This window comes from Hahella sp. HN01 (assembly GCF_018986435.1).
Classification (GTDB): Bacteria; Pseudomonadota; Gammaproteobacteria; order Pseudomonadales; family Oleiphilaceae; genus Hahella.
On sequence record NZ_JAHMIN010000031.1, the window covers coordinates 39,514 to 58,601 of the forward strand.

A 19,088-nucleotide genomic window follows, 5' to 3' on the forward strand; every position below is an offset into this window, starting at 1 on the left:
CGCACCCTCACAGGGGGCCGGCCGGGGAAGGACCCGCAGCCCCTTGGGCGGCTAGCCGCTGACGTATAACCGCGTTTGACCCGAGATATTCACCCCGCGCACGGCCGTCGCCTTGGATGTGATCTCCAGATCATCCGGCGTGGCGCTCACATCACCATGAGGCCAGGACCGCGCAAAGGGGGCTCCACTTTCGATCACGCTTATCGGTGCAGTGGTGTATTCAACACGACCTTGCGCACCGGCTCCTATCTCCATGCCGACTAGAAACCCGTCATGGCCAGGCGGCAATGTGATCCATTCACCATTACCCGCCGCCGTCAGCGTCTCTTCATAGTAATAACGCTGCTGTCTTACTTGGCGCTTTGCCCAATTGGTATCACTGGTATCTACTGGCAACTCAATCATGCGACCTCCCGAAATACAGGCCTGAATATGTCTTTGAATACTGGCCCCATAATGGAGTCCACCTCCAACGAACCGTCTTCTCCCACGGTGAGAGTGACAGTCCACGACGCAGTCGTACCGTCGTCATAGATTTTCTGGAATGTAACCTGAAACGTCGTCCCCGCCGGCGTCCCTTCCTCTGCCTCCACCACATCGTTAACGTCCAACACAATGTTGGCTGTGGTAATCGCCGACACACCATCCTTAAAAACCAGATCATAAGTCACAGTGGTATCAGCAAGCGGAAACGCCGGCGGTTCAAACCATGGATTGTTTCCGCCACCCTGACCAGCAGCGAATGAATTGTCATCAGCATTGGTTCCCGGCGCAGGAAACTGCACCGCGTGCGTCTGTGTGTGGGCAACTCCCGCCAATGTAGCCGACTCACTGGCTCCGGATAACACCAAATCCATTGCCGAGGTTGGAGCGTCACCAGGTGATCTGTAGTCGACCGTGCCATCCAAATTGTCCGTAACCTCAAGCAGTGCGTACTGCGTTGAACCCGCGTCCGGGGTCAGATAACCGCTTATAATGGTTTCGCTGAAATCGGTAACGTTGGCCGTCTCATCACCATACTGGACTGACGCATTACCACCGGCCAAACCACTGATGGACGGGTTTGGCGTTGGGCTTACAGTGACGATCGCCCAAGCCGCCAAACGATCGGGATCTTCCGAATCCCGGACCCACGCACCTACGCCCGAGTTACAAACCGAAGAGGTGACTACATCGCTGGGATGCTTGGCGGCGTTTAGGTTGGTATTGCTCGTACCAGGGATAGCGCCAACAACAATCGCACAAAAGCTTCCCGCTCCCGCCGGCTCCACATAAGGGGTTATTGCTCCGCCAAATACCCCCCCAGAAGTATTAATGCTAGGGATATCAATATATCTAACGGGACTTGAACCGGCTTGCGGAAGCTTGTCAGCGGCACAAATATATAATCCTATCCTGGCGTTTGACGTGCCGGACGCAGCCTTTATGGCCGAATAAATCTCGTCGACAGAATCCCCAGGATTGAGAAAAAACACGTCGCCGACGGCCATGGATTGAGCTTTGCCGGCTTGAATAAATAGCGTCGCAGCAAAAGACTCGTTGTGATAGCCATACTCAGGCATTACAAATCCCCCGGCGGAATATCAGACGGCGCTTGGACGCCCACATAAACCTCTGTCAGGTAATAGTCCTGATCAACTTTTGCACCGCCGCCGTTTTTGGCTCCGCCAAAGTAAATAGAGGTCATGCCAGGCCACTGCGGATCAAATGACACAATCTGCGTATCGTTGCTGTAGACCAGCTCAATAGCGCCGCCGTCGGTAACGTTCTTTTTCCAAACCTTCACAACACCATCAGAAGCGCCAAGCGCAGAAGCCTCTTGGATATACGCGGAATATTCAATGAGCCTGCCGGCGTCCGTGCTGGGGTCTATCAAGTACGCAAACGAGCCGTCCGAATTATTGCGGTGAGACTGATCTGTATTAGCCCCCGCATACTGAGCGGCCGCGTTGTTGCTTACAACGTCGGCAGTGGCGGCGGTATCTAAATTGGTAATGGTGACACCAGCGCCCCACTCCGCCGCATCTGTTGGGCTTTGCATAACATCGACCCATATTGTCGACGTCTCGGTGTCTACATACCGGACAAACGCTGTTGCATCAACGCCGCCTTGGATTGTGTCTCCTGTATTCCAGTCAGGCGCATCAGGAGCAATATCCAAAGTAATGCTGCGGTATGACCCGCCAGTCTGATGACACTTAACGATGCTGGTCCCGGCAACAGGGTTATCCTGATATGGATCAGCGTTGACCTCCAAGCCAAAACCGTGCTGCGAGTATTCGCGCTCCCAAGCGGTCAACCATTTGTGATTATTGCCCGGTGTGCTGTAGCTGGTGATCCCCGCACTCTGCGCGGCAGTTAAATTTTGAAGGGTGTGCCCTGACCCAAAGTCAGCCGACGAATACAGCGCCGACGGGCGATCAATAACAACCCGGTTAGCCCCTTCGTCGATGTGGTATATGGTGGCTGTTGTTCCTGCGTCGCCCTGCACCGTATCGCCAATATTCCAATCAGGCGCGGACGGCGCTGCATCAATGATTAGCACCGCCAAATTACGGTGATAATAGTCACTTGGAATGCGGACACTCCAACGCACCCATAACGGAGCCCGGAAGCCACTAAGCCAGAGGTTAGCCTGTTGGGGCGAGCCGTTTGTGTAGTTGGTTCCCTGCTGCGTTAACTTGATACCGTTAAGGCCAGCATGCGGAGCCGGCAAGGCCTCCACCACATAATCAGTCTTCTGACTGGCGGCGACTCCGTTACCGTTTGCCCAATAGATTCCGTTTTCAGCATGCGAGCTGTCACCAGACGAAAAGTCATCATGGAACAACCACCAGTCGCCACTCGGTGGCGGCGCTTCGGCCGCCAATAGACCGGTAATGGACCGGTTAGCCTCTAACTTGGCGTCCGGTATCACCCAAACCATTATTGCGCCCACTCCCGCAACGCTGACTTGTCCGCGTTACACATGCGCAATGAGGCAATCAGCCGCTCGATATAAACAACCAAGTCCGCATTCGTCGATCCACTGAATGCGGGAATGTCGCACGGCTGCATTAAAACCTCGGGAGGAAACTGCTTAATTGTCTGCGTCTGAGTGATCAGCCGTGTCCGCGCGCAACCGGTTTGCAATGTCATCAGGCAGACGAGCGCGAGCCCACTCGCGATTGATTTCATTCGCAAGCGTGACTTGGAGCGCATCACTATCAGCCCTCAATTGTTTTGCTATGGATTGCTGCGCCAGGTTTCGGCGACTTATGACGTCATCCCTGCGTTTCATCTCCTGCGCCAGCTCATTGATTCGCGCCACGTCGGCGACGTGCTGGCTTTCGTACTGATCAACGGCGACCGTAAGCGTCTCGTTTTCCGCCTTCAGCGCTCTATTCGCGTAAAAGAAATAAGCAATGGCCAGCGCCATCGCCAGGATGACGCCCACCAATGCCTTTAAAATCATGCCTTACCTTTGACCTGCGCCGCCGCTTTGATAACCCATTCAACCGCCCGCAAGCCGCCCAACGATCCCAATGCGCCAAACATAAGCATTTGCAGATCGGACATTCCCTGCAGCGCTCCCGCTGCATAAAGTGCTACCGCTCCAATTGCGGTTAAAATCAACTCACCCAAAAACTTTTTCCTGTCGAAAGGCTCCTGCGACACCAACGTGCGTGCAACGAAGCCCGCAACGAACAGCACCAGAACCGTCCAGAATTCTTTACTCGTCCATATCGATGAGGTTTCAGCAGCCCTTTGAGCTAGCTCGCGTTCATCCGGCATTTTCATTTCCCATCACCGATTGAAGTACCATGCCCGAACATCAAAACTCGGACATGCTTTATGGACACCTGGGAAGTCACGATGACCACGCAACTCAATGCCGGGGAACCGCGCCAACAAGCCAGCTAGAACAGTACGTAAAGCGTTCTTTTGCGCCTCCGTGAAGTTGTCTTCAGGCGTGAACTGGTCATCCACTCCGCCAATTAGACACACACCAACAGAGTCACCGTTATGACCGCGCACATGCGCGCCAACAGACATCAGATCGCGACCGTTTTGCACAGTCCCGTCCCGCTTAATAACCAAGTGGTAACCAATATCCGACCACCCTTTATCCTTATGCCATGTGCGGATAGTCTCCGCGTCAACGTCCATTGATGCCGGCGTGGCCGAGCAATGCACCACCACAAATCGCGTAGCTTGTCGCTTCATGGTTTCTCCGGGCATAAAAAAACCCGGCTGAACCGGGTAATGTAAGGTTTTTTCTACACTTGCTGAGCGCAGTTGCGACAGCCTACGTGAAAAATACTAATTCTTGATCAAAACTGCGTCAACACACTGTTTTTAAATAACTTTTCCACTTCTTACCGTAAGAGTAACTAACGGCCTTTTAAGCCGCGCAACTACTGAACACGCCCTTAACTGTAGAAGTACAAAATAATTCTCGAATGTTTACGCATTGAGCAGTCTAATAATCATATTGATGCCGTATTTAAGCTTCTAATCCTCTTTCAACCTTGCGTACCACCCTCTAAAAGGAAAAAGGTCACGCATGCTGGGGGAATCTGAAAAGCCAGTACCACAACACGCATAGTGTATTGTGCCCTCATCTTTATGTTGCTCAACAAGCACCCTAAGCGGAGTCGGTACCGTAACTGTTACCGGTGAACCTAACAATGCCAAACCATCTGGAGGCATAACTGTAAAGTCTATCATTTCATTGCCTTCGGTGAGTTCAAAAGGATATTCATCACCCGGCATAGGCTTGACTGTAGAAGAGTCTCGTTGTTTTAGCTCAACCATTGATATATCAACAACTGCTTCCACTTCAACCTTTTGAGCCAAAGGATTATCTAAAGCCGCCCCCGGCGGGGCATAGCAAATGAGCGTAACCCCAGGCGGAATCGGGAATGTTGGTATTTTCTTTCTCCCTGCTGTAGCCAAATATTTTTCATTAAATGTGCCATGTCCACTAATCACAATTGACATTTTCTTTTTCTCCCTGGTTGATTGCTTTATGGGAAGAATAAGCTCCCCATTCCAACCAAAGAAAAGCGTTAAAGTGATGAAAAATGCGTCAATTACTTCGCCTCACAATGTTCACTTATCAACCACCCCCGCATTAATTAACAATAGCCGCCAGGCAGCATAAGGAATTCCCCGAGCGTTCTCCGGCGTCTTCTCCGGGTCTGCTGTCCACTTCCGGACAGTCCTGGAACCCGCATTCGTTGTCTCTCCCACTCCAGCAATCTGTGCAACTTCCGACCCCGTCCACCCAGTCGCCGCCATCAGATCCCGAAGGTCTCGCCACGTCGGCGGCTCGTAGCCTGGATCAGCAAACCTCAAAGCACAAGCCCGCCCTTTTATGTCGCTCAAGCTAGCGCTGTTGCCTGTTGTATATTGTGCTCGTATCTCTGTCATAGCTCAGGCCTCCCAAGCTTTTACACCTTGATCGATTGAAACAAAGGGGCCTATCGGCCCCTCTCGCTTAAAGCATTCCTCGCTCCGCCATGCTAACCGTTGGCCCAGCCCCAAATATAAAGTGGTCCAACACCCTCACATCAAACAAAGACAAGGCATTCATCAACGCGTGAGTAATATCCTTGTCAGCCAACGATGGATCTGTCTGCCCTGACGGGTGATTGTGAGCAAAGATGACGGCCACCGCGTTGTGCATCAACACAGCCTTAGCCACTTCGCGAGGGTAAACACTTGCTGAAGCAATCGACCCACGGAACATTTCCTCAATAGCGATTACTTTGTGTTGGCTATCCAGGAACACAACCATGAACACTTCATGCTCTAAGAGAGCAATCCGAGGACGCAGCAGGTTCATTGCTTGGATTGTGTCGATAATGGCGTCACCAAGCTTAACCTTGCGATCAATAATGGCGTTTGCTTGGTTGATAATGTTGATTTCGGATACTGAAAGCTTCACTAATTGTCTCCTTGTTTTGGGTGTCGGGGCTTGATCAGCCCACAAAACGAATAATAGGCCCATTGGGCCTATTTGTAAAGAAAAAACAAACTTTTAAGTTAATATACTAACAATATCAACCGAGATTATTAGATTCCTCCATAAAGCATCACATAATCTCGCGCGTTCGTATTAACAGGACCTTACGGAAAAAATCAAGTCTTTCAATTAATTCAATTTCTGTTTTTGGGCACTCTTGATACTTTTCACCAAGAGGGCAGAATTCATCCACACCCACAAGACCTATTTTACAGTCGCCATTAGATGAATATAATATATTATACTCCTCCTCATCTTTCCGTGGAGGAGAAACAAACCTAACAAAATAGTCATCATCTTCAGCATGCCTAATATATCTAACCTTTGAGCAGAACTTCTTGCTACAAGAATTAGCAATACAATGAAATACATTGTCATAAATTGGTAGAAGTCTACTAACTTTCAAATTATCAGGAAGCTCCGCCTGATCAATAAGTTTCTCTGGATTAAATAAAGCCTTTGAGGCTAGCTCCACTCCTAATCTAATTATCAGGCACTGTATAATATATGACATCCCATCCACTAGAAAACCTTGATTTCTATTATGCAACTTACACACAGAAAGAATTGGATATAGATCAACAATACCAGCTATCGCCACCAAAAATAGGTCTGACTCACTTATTTCCAAACCCCACTGACGCCTATTTATATTCCCATATGAGACCTCAGCCAATATAGCAATTAAAGTAGTGTATGAATCATTAAATACTTTATCCCTATGAATCCACAACTCATCTAATTCACCACCTGCAGGAAGCAACGCCAGGTTAGAGAATTTAGATACAACAACCTTACATCTACCTGAGAATGCTAACGACGCAGGAACAAATCTAGCTAGAGTTCTAGGGTTCTTTCTCAATAAAAGCTCTAAGTCATGGCCTTGCCATATTGAGATACAAATTTCTTTATGTGATTCTTGAAATTGTTTTACCCAATCTAAGGTAGGATTAGATACAGTCCCATTTGTAATTATGACAAGATTATCCTTTGATCTATGACCTGCAGCATTTAATACAGTTTTTTGAACGTTAGACTTGGCCAATTGTTTTTTTCTATACTTAACCTCAAACCAATATTTTTCTTCAGCTGAATAAATGGGCTTAACGGTCCAAAAAGTTGCCTCTAGATCTCTTCCTCCATCAGTTGCAGAATTACCCTCACCACCCTTTCTCCAACTCAGATTCGAAAACCCCATTTCATCTAACAAGTGAAATACAAGTCTCTCAAAGTCTTCTGGGGTAGTATTAGAAAAGTCAAGTTTTTCCTGCAAAAAATCGATATCTTTAAGTTCTGTTGACACACTCATTTGACTCTTCCTTTGACGAACACCAGCTTATATCGATATAATTAAACAGCTTCATCGACTTGTTCAACCCATTTAATTATTTTCTGAAAAAGTATTAATAGTTGATAGCCCGAATAAATCTCCTGCTCTAAAAGAGCAATCCAACGACGTAGCAAGTTCATTATTTTAATGGCGTCGCCATGCTTAATTTTACGACCAATGATTTGGATTTGGTTGGCAATATTGATTTCGGATATTGAAAGCTTTACTAGTTTTCTCTTTGTTTTGGTCACCGTGGCCTGATCAGACAACAACAGATAATTTCAGTCTGTTACACACATATAAAGTGAAAATGTTTTTGACGTTAATTATCACCATCAACAATCTTTTCTTTAACGATATCCATACAACATAAAGCATTTTTAACCAAAGGATGTTCTAGCGGGAGCGCCTGTATAAATATATCTTTTGCCTTAGAAAGTAAAATGTACGACTCTTTATACTCATTCATTAAAAAAAGACAATCCGCAATATTAAAATATAATTTACCAACTACGGGATGATACTCACCAAACTTTCTCGTGCAAGGAGAAATCATTTCCATAAACAATTCAAAAGCCTTCTCATTATCACCCATATTTGCCATTATTGATGCCTTATTTATATATTTTATCAAAGTTGAAGGGTGTTCCTCTCCAAGTTTTTTTTCACTAATACTTATCGCTTTATCCAAACTTTCTTTCGCCTCCTCCAGGCGCTMCATTTTTATAAGAACCAAAGACAAATTAGCATAATAAACAGCTACAACTGGGTGAGATTCTTTATAGATATTTTCACCACGCGAGATCGATATCTCCAAGAGGTTTTTAGCTGCTTCGTAGTCTCCAGCATCACATTTAACCATTGCCAAATCTGAATACCAAGAAATTGTATTGGGATGCTCAACGCCAAACGTAGCCTCACTAATACGAATTACTTTTTCTAGCAAGCTTCTAGCTTCGCCATAATGTCCAAGCTCTCGCAAACAAATAGCCAAGTTCGCATACCGTAACGCAATTAACCCCGGCTCCTCATTTAATTTTTGTGACAACTTTATACTTCTATCAAACAAATCTCTGGCGGACTTATAGTCACCTAAAGACATAATCGACAACCCTAGATTAGAGCAATATTTAGCAACTTGAGGGTTATCTACTCCAAAGAATTTTTCTGCAGATGCCAGCCCCTTTTCCAAGTACGATTTTGCTTCTTTATCAAAGCCGAGATCTCTTGCAACTAGCCCTATATTAGTATAAATAGCTGCAGTATTAGCGTGATTATCTCCGAATACATTTTTAGAAAAACATAATGCCTGTTCAAACATAATCTTTGCTTCTTCATATTCTCCAGAAACTTTAAGAATCAACCCCAAACTATTGATTACATCATATTTAATCTTACCATTTTCAAGTGGGATTCTATTCGCAACAGCCTTCCCATATGGTATCCACATAAACTTTTCAATTGGGTTATCGGCCGCCTGGTGAAGAGTTAGCCGGTCCCATACCTTATTAACTAAAAACTCAATATCTTTAATCGTAATAGAAAGCTGCTGTGCCAGCGCATCAGAAACTAAGCGATGTATTTTATAGCTATCTATGGAACTATCTTCCAATAACCATCCCTGATCTCTGAAACGAATTAGAGATTCTGATAACAGATCTTTCCCACCCACTTTTTCAGGATCCATCAATATTTCTATCATTGAGAATGGTATAAACTCGGATGGAAGGCATACATATTGCTTCAACAGCCAAATTTCATATTCACTAAAAACATTTAAGGTTATTGTAAATATAGACTTGATATAGCTATCTATAGCATCCACGCTCATATTTTTATTATGAGGTACGACAACACTTGTTTTTTTATCGATGCTTATCGCTTCACTGATACTCTTATATGAGAGGCGCTGAGAGTTTGCAGTCTTGGCTAAGATCTCAATAGCGAGAGTGTGAAAGTCCAAATTATTAACAAGCGCCCTAATTTCCTCCAGGGACAAATCAGCTCGCTTGTAGTAGTGTCTGAATAGCTTGATTGAAGCTTCTTCTGATAGGAGATCAAGCCTTTTTATACTAAAGCCAGCAAGAGCTTCACGTGAAGTCGCAAGTATGTGCCAAACAGGCGGCTTTGGTAAATTATCAACCCATTTGACAACATCGTGACCAACGTTATCCAATATTAGGAGGTTAGGAGACTCATCGGCTTGTGTTAACAGGCGCATAACCTCGCTAGCAATGCTCTGAACACTCTGACTGTCTTTTACTATGCCAAGGTTATCACAAAGCCCTGGACTAGTAACAACTGACTCAGCGAAAGTCTTATCTTCTTGTGAGATCCAAGCGACATCACAGTACTCTTCACGGTACTTCACAGCATAAGCCAATGCCAAAGTAGTTTTTCCAACACCTCCCAAACCATTAACCAACAACATTGACTGATTTTTGATTAAGGTTCTACGTACGTCTAGCAACTCTTTCTCACGACCGAATAAATCACTTAGAGAGACTATCGGAAGAACTGTAGTTAACTGTCGCCTTTGCTTTTTTTTTCCGGACTTCCAAAGTAATTATTCTGAGCCCCTAGAATGGTCTGATTTCCCTGCACACCAATGTTAATAACTTCTGAGCTATTTAAAAACTGCGATGACTCTTGGGTGATATTTTGTTGCTTTTTAAGCACTTCGATCAGTTTTTCAATTAAGGGCTCTAAAGGGCTGAAATCCTGGATGCTGGCCCCTTTAAGCTCCATTTCGAATATATCCCTATGGAGTTTAGAGTCAGGATTCTTCTCCAATTCTTCAAGAGCATCTACCGCCTTTGTTTTCCCATCCAAGAGCGTTATTAGCCGTGCCTTAACAGCAGCGTAGGCATCTTTCGTTGCCAGCTTCACGACATCGCTAAAGCCAGCTCCAAGGTATCCCAAAATAACACCAGCAACCGATGCAGCATCCATATCCATCCCCTCTTAGTTAATGAAGCTAAACAAGCAAAGTCCTGAGATTCAAGAGCAGCGATTTCATATAAAATTAGTACATGGAGCTAAGGGTTGCATATGAACTGACAATAAAATTTGACGTTCATCCAAGTTTCACTAATAAATCTGAAGATAAATACGGCTGAAGCAAACCCGACATAATACATTCACCCATCCGCAGCAGCTCTCTGGCCGCCCCATAGCTCCGCCCTAAATCCCTGGCTATCACGCGGATCTCGCGCCGATCGATGTAAGCCCACTTAACCGCTTTACCCTCAAATGGTTGAACTCGACTCAGAAGCGCCAAGGCCTTATCGACAATCAGCGCCTGGTCGTCTGTCAGCATTTCTGAGCCGTCGTATTCATCAAGTGGAGAGTCTACTCGCTCATAACGTGGCAGCACGCCCCCAGCTCTCACCCAACGCCCGTATCGAACCAGCCAGTCCCGTGTAACATCCAGCAAGATTGAATCAGTCATATTCACCTCAGCTCTGTTCGCTCTTCCTTGCTTATTACTAATCCTTATAAAAATTATTTATGTGCAGAGTTTTAATTAAAATGTGCAGGGTTAACGGTTATATGTGCAGGGTTTGACGAAAAATGTGCAGGGTATATATTCCGGCAAATCACTGTTACCACTATACAAATCACTGTTACGCGCAGGGTGTGCAGGGTTTCGTCCTCGCGCACGGGAAGTAAAAAAAGAATCAGGGGAAAACTAGAATTACTTTTATAATCTCCCGCGTATGCGCGCCCGCGAGAACCCTGCACACCCTGCACACGACTACCCAACACAATGATTTTAAAGAAAAATCACATGTTAAAGGTTTGAGCAAACCCTGCACATTTTTCGTCAAACCCTGCACAAAAGACGCCTAACCCTGCACAAATCAGAATGAATCATCCCTATGAAGCCCAGAATCCTGTCTGAATTTGACGACGCAATTGCCTAACCATTGCTGCCGACTAACCGATCGATCATGACCATCCTCATCAACAACGAAAAACATATGCTGTCGAGCCGATATTGATGTGCCTTCAATGAACCGCTCGCGGGATTTATGCTCTTTAACCGACAGCAGCAGGGAAAACTTGGTCTGTGTCAGCGATCGTTCGCCCTCGCGGCTGCACCATCGCTTATAGACCTCATACAGGTCTGTCGTGATACAACTCATATACGGAGCTTCCAGCAGACCATCACGCCAAGCCTGATAGAACAGCTCAGTCCCGGATAAACCGAAGTGGATCAGCCTCGCCTTATCATCCGTCATCAGGGGCTTGGTGTGCTCATTAAAACCCTTGGTGTTGTAGGCCAGCAGGTAACCGTAGAAGGCTTCAATACCGCCGTTTTCCATTTCATTACTGACAAGCTGCTGCAGGTGTTCCGGCAGCGTCGCCCGAGGCCACACAACAAGGAAACGACGATCGCTAGGCTCCAGGGGGAACGGCTGGAACTCGTTACTGAGAAATATGCAGTTCATGTGGTTGGCTTCCTCCCAGCCCGACACGAACTTTTTCTCGATGCGCTGCGTCTTACCGGTAATCATGTGCTTGATGGTGCCAAGGTGCGCATATTTCTGGTCGCGGCTTAACACCTCTTCGAATACAGCGAATAACAACCGGTCCCGCCAATCGGTGTACTGGGATTCCAGCTGATGCTGACCCAACACCGCGGCATATTTACCATAGAGCTGCCGGCAGATATCGGCAAACAGCAGTGATTTGCCCGAGCCGTGAACGTCAGAATGAAACATCAGCGCCGTGTCCATCTTCGCACCGACATTCTGGATGGGATAGGCAAGCCACTTCATAACCCAGTCGATGACGTCCACGTCATCATTGCACAGCCACCTGATCAGCTCCCGGATTGCGTCGCAGCGCCAAAATTCCGATTTAGGCGACGGCTTATGCGGCAACCCTTCGAAAATGTTGATGTGTGTTTTGGGGTCCGCCGTCATCGTCGGATCAAACACCAGGCGATCGGAATCAACCTGGCGTCGTTGCGGATGCTTAAGCCACCAGTCGTAATCGTTGGGCATGGCCGCCCGCAGGTTTTCCAGCGGTATTCGATCCTTGCGCTCCGTGTCCCAGGCGTCCTTTGTTGGATAAATGTATACGTAGCGCTGAAGTATACGAAGGTCGCCCCCCTCCCCCCCGTTTTGAATGGCGGCGACGTCGGCGCGGGTAATCATCCGCCGGCGCTCATGCTCTTTCCATTCGTTGTAGATCGACTTCCCGATCAGCTCGACAAACGCCGTCTTTTTGATCTCGCTGCGCTCCTGACAGTCCCAGAACTTAGTCTCTCCGGCGATGAGCGCATAGCGGTTAAGCACCTGCTCCAGATCGATACTGATCACTTCACCATTCGCGCGCGACTCTTCCTCTGATGGGGGTGCGGGGGAAGCGGCGGCCAAGTTAAGCTCAGGGTTATTGAGAACGCCCGTCATTTGATGAGAGATAACATCAAGCCCTCTGGCCAAATGCATATCGTTGTAGTCCAACTTGGGGAAGTCTGGACGGAGGCATTCAGGCATGCTCTCAATATCAGGAACGGTTGCAATAGCTCCCAATTCCTGCGCTGCCGCGATCGCCGCTGCTTTGCCTGGGTTATCCTCCGAACTGGCGTCATTGTCCCCGGCAATGATCAACTGCACGTCAGGACGCAACTCACGTATGGCCTGCGCTGCCGGCAGCAGATTGCCACAATCAAACGCCACCAGCACCGGCCACTCGGTCGCCATATGCAATGAGGCCCCTGTCGCGTACCCCTCGCAAACTATCAGCGGACAGTCCGGATCAATCTTTCCGATTAAATGCCCGGCCCCTTTCTTGGACGTGCCCGTGAGAAACTTCTTACCTCCTTCAGCGCTGATGAACTGCAGGCCGGTTAACACGTCGTCAGCAATGCGTCGTACAGGCACAACGACCGAACCGCGCGTATATCTCACCCCGAAGCCGGCAACGCCCTTATTGGAGAGGTACGGAGAGGCACCGGAAAGCGGGAGCCCTTCCCATATCTGCCCAGCTCTACGGCGAACCTTTTCCCGGCTCGCTTCCTCTTTCGCGTCCATTTCAGCACGCCGCCGATCCAGGAAGGACTTACGCAATTCGCGTAACTCATCCTTGGACATAGCGGGATCGCTGGTGTCGAAATAGAGGGTTTTATCGTCTATGGATTGATTGCCGAAACGGCCTTGATAGGACTCTTTGCCAGAGTCAGTGGTGATTTTAAAGCAGATATACCAGCCAGATTTTTTGCCTCGACGGTCTCCGTCGACAGGACAACGCACCAAGTCGCCGGACGTGTCCAGACTGTCAACAACCAGGCCGGCAGACCGAAACCGGTCTAACACCTCGTCAATGAGCACCCCTACCCCCTTTATGCAACGTGCGGTTGTGTTCTGTTCGTTTTTCGCACACAATGAAGCCCTCTTAAGTGAGAAATTAAAACCCGCTGACTGTCTTGCCGGACTCAGCGGGTTTTTTCGTTGTTACAGATACCCTCTGCGCTTCAGCGTCGTCGGATCAACGCCGGCCGCAAGCATGACCTTCCGGTCTCGATCCCCCAACAGGCCATACGCTTTTTGCACCGCCCAACCTCGGATGGTGCGGAAGGATGAATAAAACGCACCGAAAATCATTAACGCCTCCGTCAACCGGGACTTTCTAAAGCGCTTGACTGACTCCAACTTGTAGACGAAGGGGTATAAACCATCGCCAGCCAAACGCTTTAAAAAGGCCCCTATGGGGCAAGGCAGGGTCTTGAAAATGGACGTAGGGGCCGGATTCGAGCCGGCGGCCTCCGGGTTATGAGCCCGGCGATCTACCACTGATCTACCCTGCTTTAACTCAACTAAAAGTAGTGTGGTGGCTGGCACTGACTATCCGGCATGGTGCAGATGGGTTTTTCTTTCGAGACTTTCACTGTCCTGCACGCATCTGTGCCCTGACCCGCTCACGGTATTTCCAGCGCATCAGCCTGCGCATTCACCACACATGAGAGCGTTCCGCCAAGGCCCTTTCTCACCCAGTCACACAGCATCCCTACCCTGGCGGAGCGCTCTCATGTGTGAAGAAAAAACCGGCATCCTGCCGGAATCACACAAATCGAGCCCGGTTACCTTCGTCCGGGAGCCCTTGCGGGCGGGTTAGCCATCCAGTTGCGCCGGGTAGCGTTGGCGGCCCTGAATGGGGCGACCGCCTCGGCCGGGGGTATTTTTATGTACAAACGTACATATACCAGAGGTAGTTAAAACGCCGCCGACTAACTACTACAGTTGTTCCCAATGGGAACTGAGACGTTTAAAATGCACTCTGGGGGTAGTTTCTCGGTATGAAAAAAGTCGGGGCGCAGGCTGCGCAACGAGATGTATTTTTCTGGCGTCAACTTCAGACTGAGCAAATGCACGCGCCGTGCCTTGTGGGGACCAAGCGTTTTGAAGCCCATACTTGCCTGATACAAGTACTCTCCGCTCGTCGGAGTTAGGGCGCATAGATCGCTCACAACCTGTCGATCTGTCGAAGCAAGCCAGTCTTTCAAAGATAGCGCATCACTCATACCGATTAACCATCGTCAGCTTTTGAAACATTCAACGACTGTCAGAGTAGTGGAAAGTATTTCCGCTATCAAGCTGTTGTTAGGAATTTTTTTGTCCAAACGACCGCTAAAGTGGCCAAGGCATGACAATGGGAACACTAAATATAAGCGAGATACGGCGAATCAATTTGAGGAAGATCGCCGAAAAGCATGTGAGCGGGCATGACCGGAAAGGTTACCAAGCACTAACCAAGAAGATAGGGTGCCACCACTCATACTTATCTCAAATACTGAAAGACAACCCAACAAAAGAAATCGGTCCAGGGTTTGCTCGTAAGGCTGAGAAAGCGTTAGGGCTGGAGGTATACGCATTAGACACGCCACCATGGCTATCTAACTTAAAGGACAACATAACCGACCAAGAGAAAGCCCAAGACGGGATAATCAGAGTTGCGGAGAGTATGCTGGTTACCAGTGCGCTGCCCGTAATGGAAATAGTCAATGGAGAACTGAAAACCACAGGCCAAACAAAGAATATCTTAGGCATGGCAAGCGAGAAAGCGTTTGTTACCCAAGCCATTGATAAGTCAATGGAGCCCGTTATTAACCAGCATCAATACTTTGCGGTTGATCCGACATCCCCCCTGGAAGACGGCGTTATCTGTTTATACTGGGATGGAGGTGGCGTCGTAATGGGTAAGTATCTTGGACGAAATGGCGGGGAGATACACCCAGCCAACGATGATCGTTACCGCCCTATTTACTTGAACCAAGTCACCGGGGGAAAGTACTTAGGCAGGATATTTAAGCGGCTCGAACAGGACTTTTGACCAGCTGTTACCAAAAATAACAGGAAATTCAGTAGTACAACCGATGCCGAACACCCCCAAGATGATCAAAAATCATACCACACAGTCAATAATCACGGAGATCCCGTGGCATGGCCTCTGATAGGTGTAGAGGGGACAATATAGTGAGATCTAAACGGGTTTTAGTAGTTGAAGACAACCCGGACGACATCGCGCTTATCAAGCGCGTATTGGACAGGAAGGACATACATTGCCAGCTTGAGTTTGTCGATAACGGCGCCAAAGCGCTTTACCAAGTACAGCAGGCGAAATACGACCTGATCATTTTGGACATAGGATTACCTATCGCCAACGGCTTTGAGGTTATGTCCGCCGTGCGTAAGCCTGGCGCGAATCAGCACACCCCTATTGTGATACTGACAGACAGCGTGTCCGACGATCGCGCCAAGCAGTGCATGGCTGCAGGAGCCTCCAGCGTTGTTGATAAATCCAGTAACAACGTCACTGACTTTTACGGTCGAATCTACGCAATTTTTTCATACTGGCTAACCGTTAATCATTGCCAATTGGCCCGGTAAACCAAGGTAATGCAGGTCGCGCCACCACTCAACTAGGTCTTTCGTTCTATTTGCCACACACCTGTCTATGTTAAAATTTACGTAAGCGTTGCACAGCGTAAGAAAAGGAGAATGGTTCATGTCCGAGAAGCGAGTGATTAAAGAAAACGGCAAAGACATCATGGAAGGCTTGACCGCCGCAGAGATGGAAGAAATCAAACAGGCAGCTCTGCGGGTCCGGATGGACCGAGTTGCAAATGGGAGACCTAAGACCAAAGGGAAAAGGGTGTTTAAGCGATATGTCGGTTGAGGTATTTTTGGGCGAGGATGTTGAGCCAATACAGCACCTCCCAGCAGTCAAGCACCTGATTGAAGGTTTTAAACATTGGAAGAATACGGGCGATCCCGGCAAGCTCTTTGGCCGGGACGTTATTACAAGAGACCCAAGGATCTGCAAGGAAGAAAAGGTCTACCACGCACACATACTTGAGGAAAAGGAATTCAAAATTAAGAGAATGCACCTGCGTACTGAGTATGATCGCACCAGCGACGCATGCATTTTTTATTGCCAGGGCCTATGCCGCCCAGATTACTATTTAATCTTAGCTATCGTTTGGAATGATGCCCATTGGTTTCTAGATAACAGACATGACCAATTGCGCGCATATGGGAAAGAAGCGGAAGACTTCAGGAATGCAAACTAATGCCTAAGCATACACACCCACCAGAATGGATAAAGTCTTCAAAGCCTGAAAAGGCTGGACAATACCTTGTCGCCATTGAGTATCCTATGGGCATGGGGATCATAGCGTGTTACTACTACTCCCTTGTTGAGGGTTGGTCGCACCAGGACCCCAATGAAACTATCGTCGCCCATATGAGGCTTGATGATGCAATAGACGCTTTGCCCTCGCCTTGGGATGATGAGTCATAGAATAATAGGCACAATCACCGCCAATGAATAACGGGCGTTATCGCCCGTTTTCTTATTCTCCGCCCGCCACACCTAGTCGAAAATCATCCACCAACCCCGCCAGCCGCTTAACGAAATTTACGTCCATCGTCATCAGCATGCGGACTATGTATTGGAAATCTCCGTCACTGTTCCAGCGCGCAAACAGGTCATCCTGCAGTAACTGCTGCCCTTTGTGCCGGCTCGGCCCTTGGACTCCCGCAAGAAACCAGATCGGCCACTGCTGGTAAAACACACACAACCGGGTCAACTCCCCTAAATCCGGCAATTCTGACCGTTCAGTCAGCACCCACTTTGCGTATTTAGACCGCTGCACGCCTATAGCGTCCGCGACTTGTTGTTGCGTGTATCCATAGTAATCCTGCGCTTGGCGCAGCCTCAGTTTGAACGCCTCCCTGTCGAACTGAACGTCATCATGAAACAGTTCGGGGACCATTTTTTAACCCAATGTTATAGATCAGTACATTCCTATGGTACGACCACCGAGATTGTTAGGCCACGGAACATCCTCGGGTTTTGCAAAAATTTGAAATACCGTATAACAACGTTACGGAATTAATAGGAGTATTTACTTATGCCAAAGGACCAAAAGGAACTGATTAACGAAATCACTACCATCCTTCACAAACTAACCGATATCGGCCTGTCTGAAATCCACACTCTTTGCGAACGCCAGCTTGAAATCGAGCAACTGGTAAACGCATTTCATCGCGACCGGGACGACACTCAAGACTAATACCAGCGAGAAAAAAAATAACAATCCCGTGGGGGCTCAGATGGAGTTGATTGAAATCGACTTTGTTCAGCAAGTCGTTGCCGTAAAAAACGGCGACGACGTTTTGTTCATACCTATTACCGATCCCATAGCCGCCAAACTTCTTCCCGATCACGCCGTCATTTCATCTTTCATTATAGATAATGACAATCAAAAATGACTTATAAATAGCCAAATTTAAATACCTTCCGATACTCTTACGGTCGTAACATTCCAATACAGTCACAGTATTGGAATGTCGCATGGATATTAACGACGCAATCAAAGACAGCAAAGTCGTTTTCGACGGCCACGGGAAATACACCCACAAGCAAGCCATCGTCATTCTGCTTTTGATCGCCCGGTATTCGACCGAGCGCATTGCCGCCGCCCTTGGCGTTGGTGTCCCCGCCGTTAAGCAACATCTGCAAGCCAGTATGCACAATGTCCGTGCAACAGACCGCACCGACTTGGTTGCCCAGCTATTCATTAACGGCTATCTGCGCCCTCGCGCAGAGACTTCCGAGCCCGCTATTCGCGGCGTAAAGCGCTGGATAACCCTTTCTATTGTCATTTTCTTGCTGTTCAGCCCAGCCGCAATGCGGACGCAACAACGCGCCGCACCCAGGCCTACACGCACTGCGCAGGCCCGAATACAGCGCTCCGGCGGCAGGCCTAAAGACTACCTGTACACCAACGAAATAGTGGGGTGAGAGATGGTTAATAAGAGCTTGATCAACGGCAACACATACACCATGCAGGAAGCCGCCGGCATTCTTGACGTCAACTCTCATAAGCTGTTCGCGCACTTGCGTGACCTGAATATTTTGAACGACGGCAACAAGCCCCACGCAATCTACATCCACCAGGGCTACTTCAAAACCAAGCGTACGTATTGGACCCATTCGCACCTGGGAGAACAGGAGTATGTGCGCCCACTGGTAACCGAAAAAGGCTTGAGGTGGCTCGATGGAATCGTCAAGCAAGCGCCCGCGGGAGTGGGCCTTCGAAATTGCAGCACTCCGGACTACCGCGGAGCGTTCAGCGCTGCTGGATGAAGCCCCGCCAGAGTGGCGGGAACTGATCAAAAAACATGTGGAGCTTACGTTCATTCAGAGACGGCTCCAAAGGCAACGCATTGCAGG

At 48.2% G+C, this 19,088-nt stretch carries 25 protein-coding genes and 1 tRNA gene; 8 read left to right on the forward strand and 18 right to left on the reverse strand.

The window, feature by feature from the left end; all coding sequences use genetic code 11:
- Nucleotides 1–51: 51 nt before the first annotated feature.
- From KP814_RS24435 to KP814_RS24515, 17 genes are all read right to left on the reverse strand, one after another.
- Nucleotides 52–405, reverse strand: coding sequence for a hypothetical protein (locus KP814_RS24435; protein ID WP_216739233.1), 354 nt, complete (start codon nucleotides 403–405; stop codon nucleotides 52–54).
- Complete coding sequence (locus KP814_RS24440; protein WP_216739234.1) at nucleotides 402–1,562, reverse strand: hypothetical protein; 1,161 nt, start codon at nucleotides 1,560–1,562, stop codon at nucleotides 402–404. Before KP814_RS24440 ends, KP814_RS24435 begins: the two co-directional genes overlap by 4 nt.
- Complete coding sequence (locus KP814_RS24445; RefSeq protein WP_216739235.1) at nucleotides 1,562–2,926, reverse strand: hypothetical protein; 1,365 nt, start codon at nucleotides 2,924–2,926, stop codon at nucleotides 1,562–1,564. Before KP814_RS24445 ends, KP814_RS24440 begins: the two co-directional genes overlap by 1 nt.
- On the reverse strand, nucleotides 2,926–3,177 hold the full coding sequence (gene lysC, locus KP814_RS24450) for an Rz1-like lysis system protein LysC (RefSeq protein ID WP_371824089.1): 252 nt from the start codon (nucleotides 3,175–3,177) through the stop codon (nucleotides 2,926–2,928). Before lysC ends, KP814_RS24445 begins: the two co-directional genes overlap by 1 nt.
- Nucleotides 3,080–3,454: a hypothetical protein gene (locus KP814_RS24455; protein ID WP_216739237.1), complete on the reverse strand. Its 375-nt coding sequence runs from the start codon at nucleotides 3,452–3,454 to the stop codon at nucleotides 3,080–3,082. Before KP814_RS24455 ends, lysC begins: the two co-directional genes overlap by 98 nt.
- Nucleotides 3,451–3,774 carry a hypothetical protein gene (locus KP814_RS24460; RefSeq protein ID WP_041598631.1) on the reverse strand — a complete coding sequence of 108 codons (324 nt, stop codon included), beginning with the start codon at nucleotides 3,772–3,774 and terminating at the stop codon, nucleotides 3,451–3,453. The genes KP814_RS24455 and KP814_RS24460 overlap by 4 nt, the downstream gene beginning before the upstream one ends.
- 12 nt (nucleotides 3,775–3,786) lie before the next feature.
- Entirely contained in the window at nucleotides 3,787–4,206 is a 420-nt protein-coding gene (locus KP814_RS24465; RefSeq protein WP_216739238.1) for an N-acetylmuramoyl-L-alanine amidase, read from the reverse strand.
- A gap of 288 nt (nucleotides 4,207–4,494) precedes the next feature.
- Nucleotides 4,495–4,983, reverse strand: coding sequence for a putative adhesin (locus KP814_RS24470; protein WP_216739239.1), 489 nt, complete (start codon nucleotides 4,981–4,983; stop codon nucleotides 4,495–4,497).
- A gap of 499 nt (nucleotides 4,984–5,482) precedes the next feature.
- Nucleotides 5,483–5,932 carry a RadC family protein gene (locus KP814_RS32935; protein ID WP_371824090.1) on the reverse strand — a complete coding sequence of 150 codons (450 nt, stop codon included), beginning with the start codon at nucleotides 5,930–5,932 and terminating at the stop codon, nucleotides 5,483–5,485.
- 148 nt (nucleotides 5,933–6,080) lie between these two features.
- The gene (locus tag KP814_RS24480; RefSeq protein WP_216739241.1) at nucleotides 6,081–7,319 is read right to left on the reverse strand and encodes a restriction endonuclease; all 1,239 of its coding nucleotides are present in this window, start codon (nucleotides 7,317–7,319) and stop codon (nucleotides 6,081–6,083) included.
- A 41-nt stretch (nucleotides 7,320–7,360) separates the two neighbouring features.
- Entirely contained in the window at nucleotides 7,361–7,591 is a 231-nt protein-coding gene (locus KP814_RS24485) for a hypothetical protein (protein ID WP_216739242.1), read from the reverse strand.
- Nucleotides 7,592–7,662: 71 nt separating this feature from the next.
- Nucleotides 7,663–9,810 (reverse strand): tetratricopeptide repeat protein, encoded by a 2,148-nt coding sequence (locus KP814_RS24490; RefSeq protein ID WP_256446107.1) that lies wholly within the window; start codon nucleotides 9,808–9,810, stop codon nucleotides 7,663–7,665.
- 53 nt (nucleotides 9,811–9,863) lie between these two features.
- Complete coding sequence (locus KP814_RS24495; RefSeq protein ID WP_216739244.1) at nucleotides 9,864–10,292, reverse strand: hypothetical protein; 429 nt, start codon at nucleotides 10,290–10,292, stop codon at nucleotides 9,864–9,866.
- 124 nt (nucleotides 10,293–10,416) lie between these two features.
- Complete coding sequence (locus tag KP814_RS24500; RefSeq protein ID WP_216739245.1) at nucleotides 10,417–10,791, reverse strand: antiterminator Q family protein; 375 nt, start codon at nucleotides 10,789–10,791, stop codon at nucleotides 10,417–10,419.
- Nucleotides 10,792–11,203: 412 nt separating this feature from the next.
- Nucleotides 11,204–13,681 (reverse strand): DUF5906 domain-containing protein, encoded by a 2,478-nt coding sequence (locus tag KP814_RS24505; RefSeq protein ID WP_216739246.1) that lies wholly within the window; start codon nucleotides 13,679–13,681, stop codon nucleotides 11,204–11,206.
- A gap of 123 nt (nucleotides 13,682–13,804) precedes the next feature.
- The gene (locus KP814_RS24510; protein ID WP_216739247.1) at nucleotides 13,805–13,954 is read right to left on the reverse strand and encodes a hypothetical protein; all 150 of its coding nucleotides are present in this window, start codon (nucleotides 13,952–13,954) and stop codon (nucleotides 13,805–13,807) included.
- Nucleotides 13,955–14,082: 128 nt separating this feature from the next.
- Nucleotides 14,083–14,155: transfer RNA gene (locus KP814_RS24515), tRNA-Met, on the reverse strand.
- Nucleotides 14,156–14,999: 844 nt separating this feature from the next.
- Here KP814_RS24515 and KP814_RS24520 point away from each other — a divergent pair.
- The 4 genes from KP814_RS24520 to KP814_RS24535 all read left to right on the forward strand — a co-directional run bounded on the left by KP814_RS24520 (nucleotide 15,000) and on the right by KP814_RS24535 (nucleotide 16,920).
- Nucleotides 15,000–15,680 carry a S24 family peptidase gene (locus KP814_RS24520; protein ID WP_216739248.1) on the forward strand — a complete coding sequence of 227 codons (681 nt, stop codon included), beginning with the start codon at nucleotides 15,000–15,002 and terminating at the stop codon, nucleotides 15,678–15,680.
- Between the two features lie 143 nt (nucleotides 15,681–15,823).
- Nucleotides 15,824–16,237 (forward strand): response regulator, encoded by a 414-nt coding sequence (locus tag KP814_RS24525; protein ID WP_241566810.1) that lies wholly within the window; start codon nucleotides 15,824–15,826, stop codon nucleotides 16,235–16,237.
- A gap of 118 nt (nucleotides 16,238–16,355) precedes the next feature.
- Nucleotides 16,356–16,526, forward strand: coding sequence for a hypothetical protein (locus tag KP814_RS24530; protein WP_164887293.1), 171 nt, complete (start codon nucleotides 16,356–16,358; stop codon nucleotides 16,524–16,526).
- Nucleotides 16,516–16,920, forward strand: a complete 405-nt coding sequence (locus tag KP814_RS24535; RefSeq protein ID WP_164887294.1) for a type II toxin-antitoxin system YafO family toxin — start codon at nucleotides 16,516–16,518, stop codon at nucleotides 16,918–16,920. The genes KP814_RS24530 and KP814_RS24535 overlap by 11 nt, the downstream gene beginning before the upstream one ends.
- Nucleotides 16,921–17,202: 282 nt before the next feature.
- Here KP814_RS24535 and KP814_RS24540 read toward each other — a convergent pair whose 3' ends face one another.
- Nucleotides 17,203–17,625 (reverse strand): helix-turn-helix transcriptional regulator, encoded by a 423-nt coding sequence (locus tag KP814_RS24540; RefSeq protein WP_216739249.1) that lies wholly within the window; start codon nucleotides 17,623–17,625, stop codon nucleotides 17,203–17,205.
- 138 nt (nucleotides 17,626–17,763) lie between these two features.
- On the opposite strand from KP814_RS24540, the gene KP814_RS24545 reads away from it, so the two are divergent.
- From KP814_RS24545 to KP814_RS24560, 4 genes are all read left to right on the forward strand, one after another.
- A complete protein-coding gene (locus KP814_RS24545; protein ID WP_216739250.1) occupies nucleotides 17,764–17,925 on the forward strand; it encodes a hypothetical protein in 162 nt (53 codons plus the stop codon).
- 40 nt (nucleotides 17,926–17,965) lie between these two features.
- Nucleotides 17,966–18,124 carry a hypothetical protein gene (locus KP814_RS24550; RefSeq protein ID WP_216739251.1) on the forward strand — a complete coding sequence of 53 codons (159 nt, stop codon included), beginning with the start codon at nucleotides 17,966–17,968 and terminating at the stop codon, nucleotides 18,122–18,124.
- Nucleotides 18,125–18,206: 82 nt separating this feature from the next.
- Complete coding sequence (locus tag KP814_RS24555; protein WP_216739252.1) at nucleotides 18,207–18,656, forward strand: helix-turn-helix transcriptional regulator; 450 nt, start codon at nucleotides 18,207–18,209, stop codon at nucleotides 18,654–18,656.
- A gap of 3 nt (nucleotides 18,657–18,659) precedes the next feature.
- The gene (locus KP814_RS24560) at nucleotides 18,660–19,001 is read left to right on the forward strand and encodes a phage antirepressor KilAC domain-containing protein (protein WP_216739253.1); all 342 of its coding nucleotides are present in this window, start codon (nucleotides 18,660–18,662) and stop codon (nucleotides 18,999–19,001) included.
- The last annotated feature ends 87 nt before the right edge of the window (nucleotides 19,002–19,088 follow it).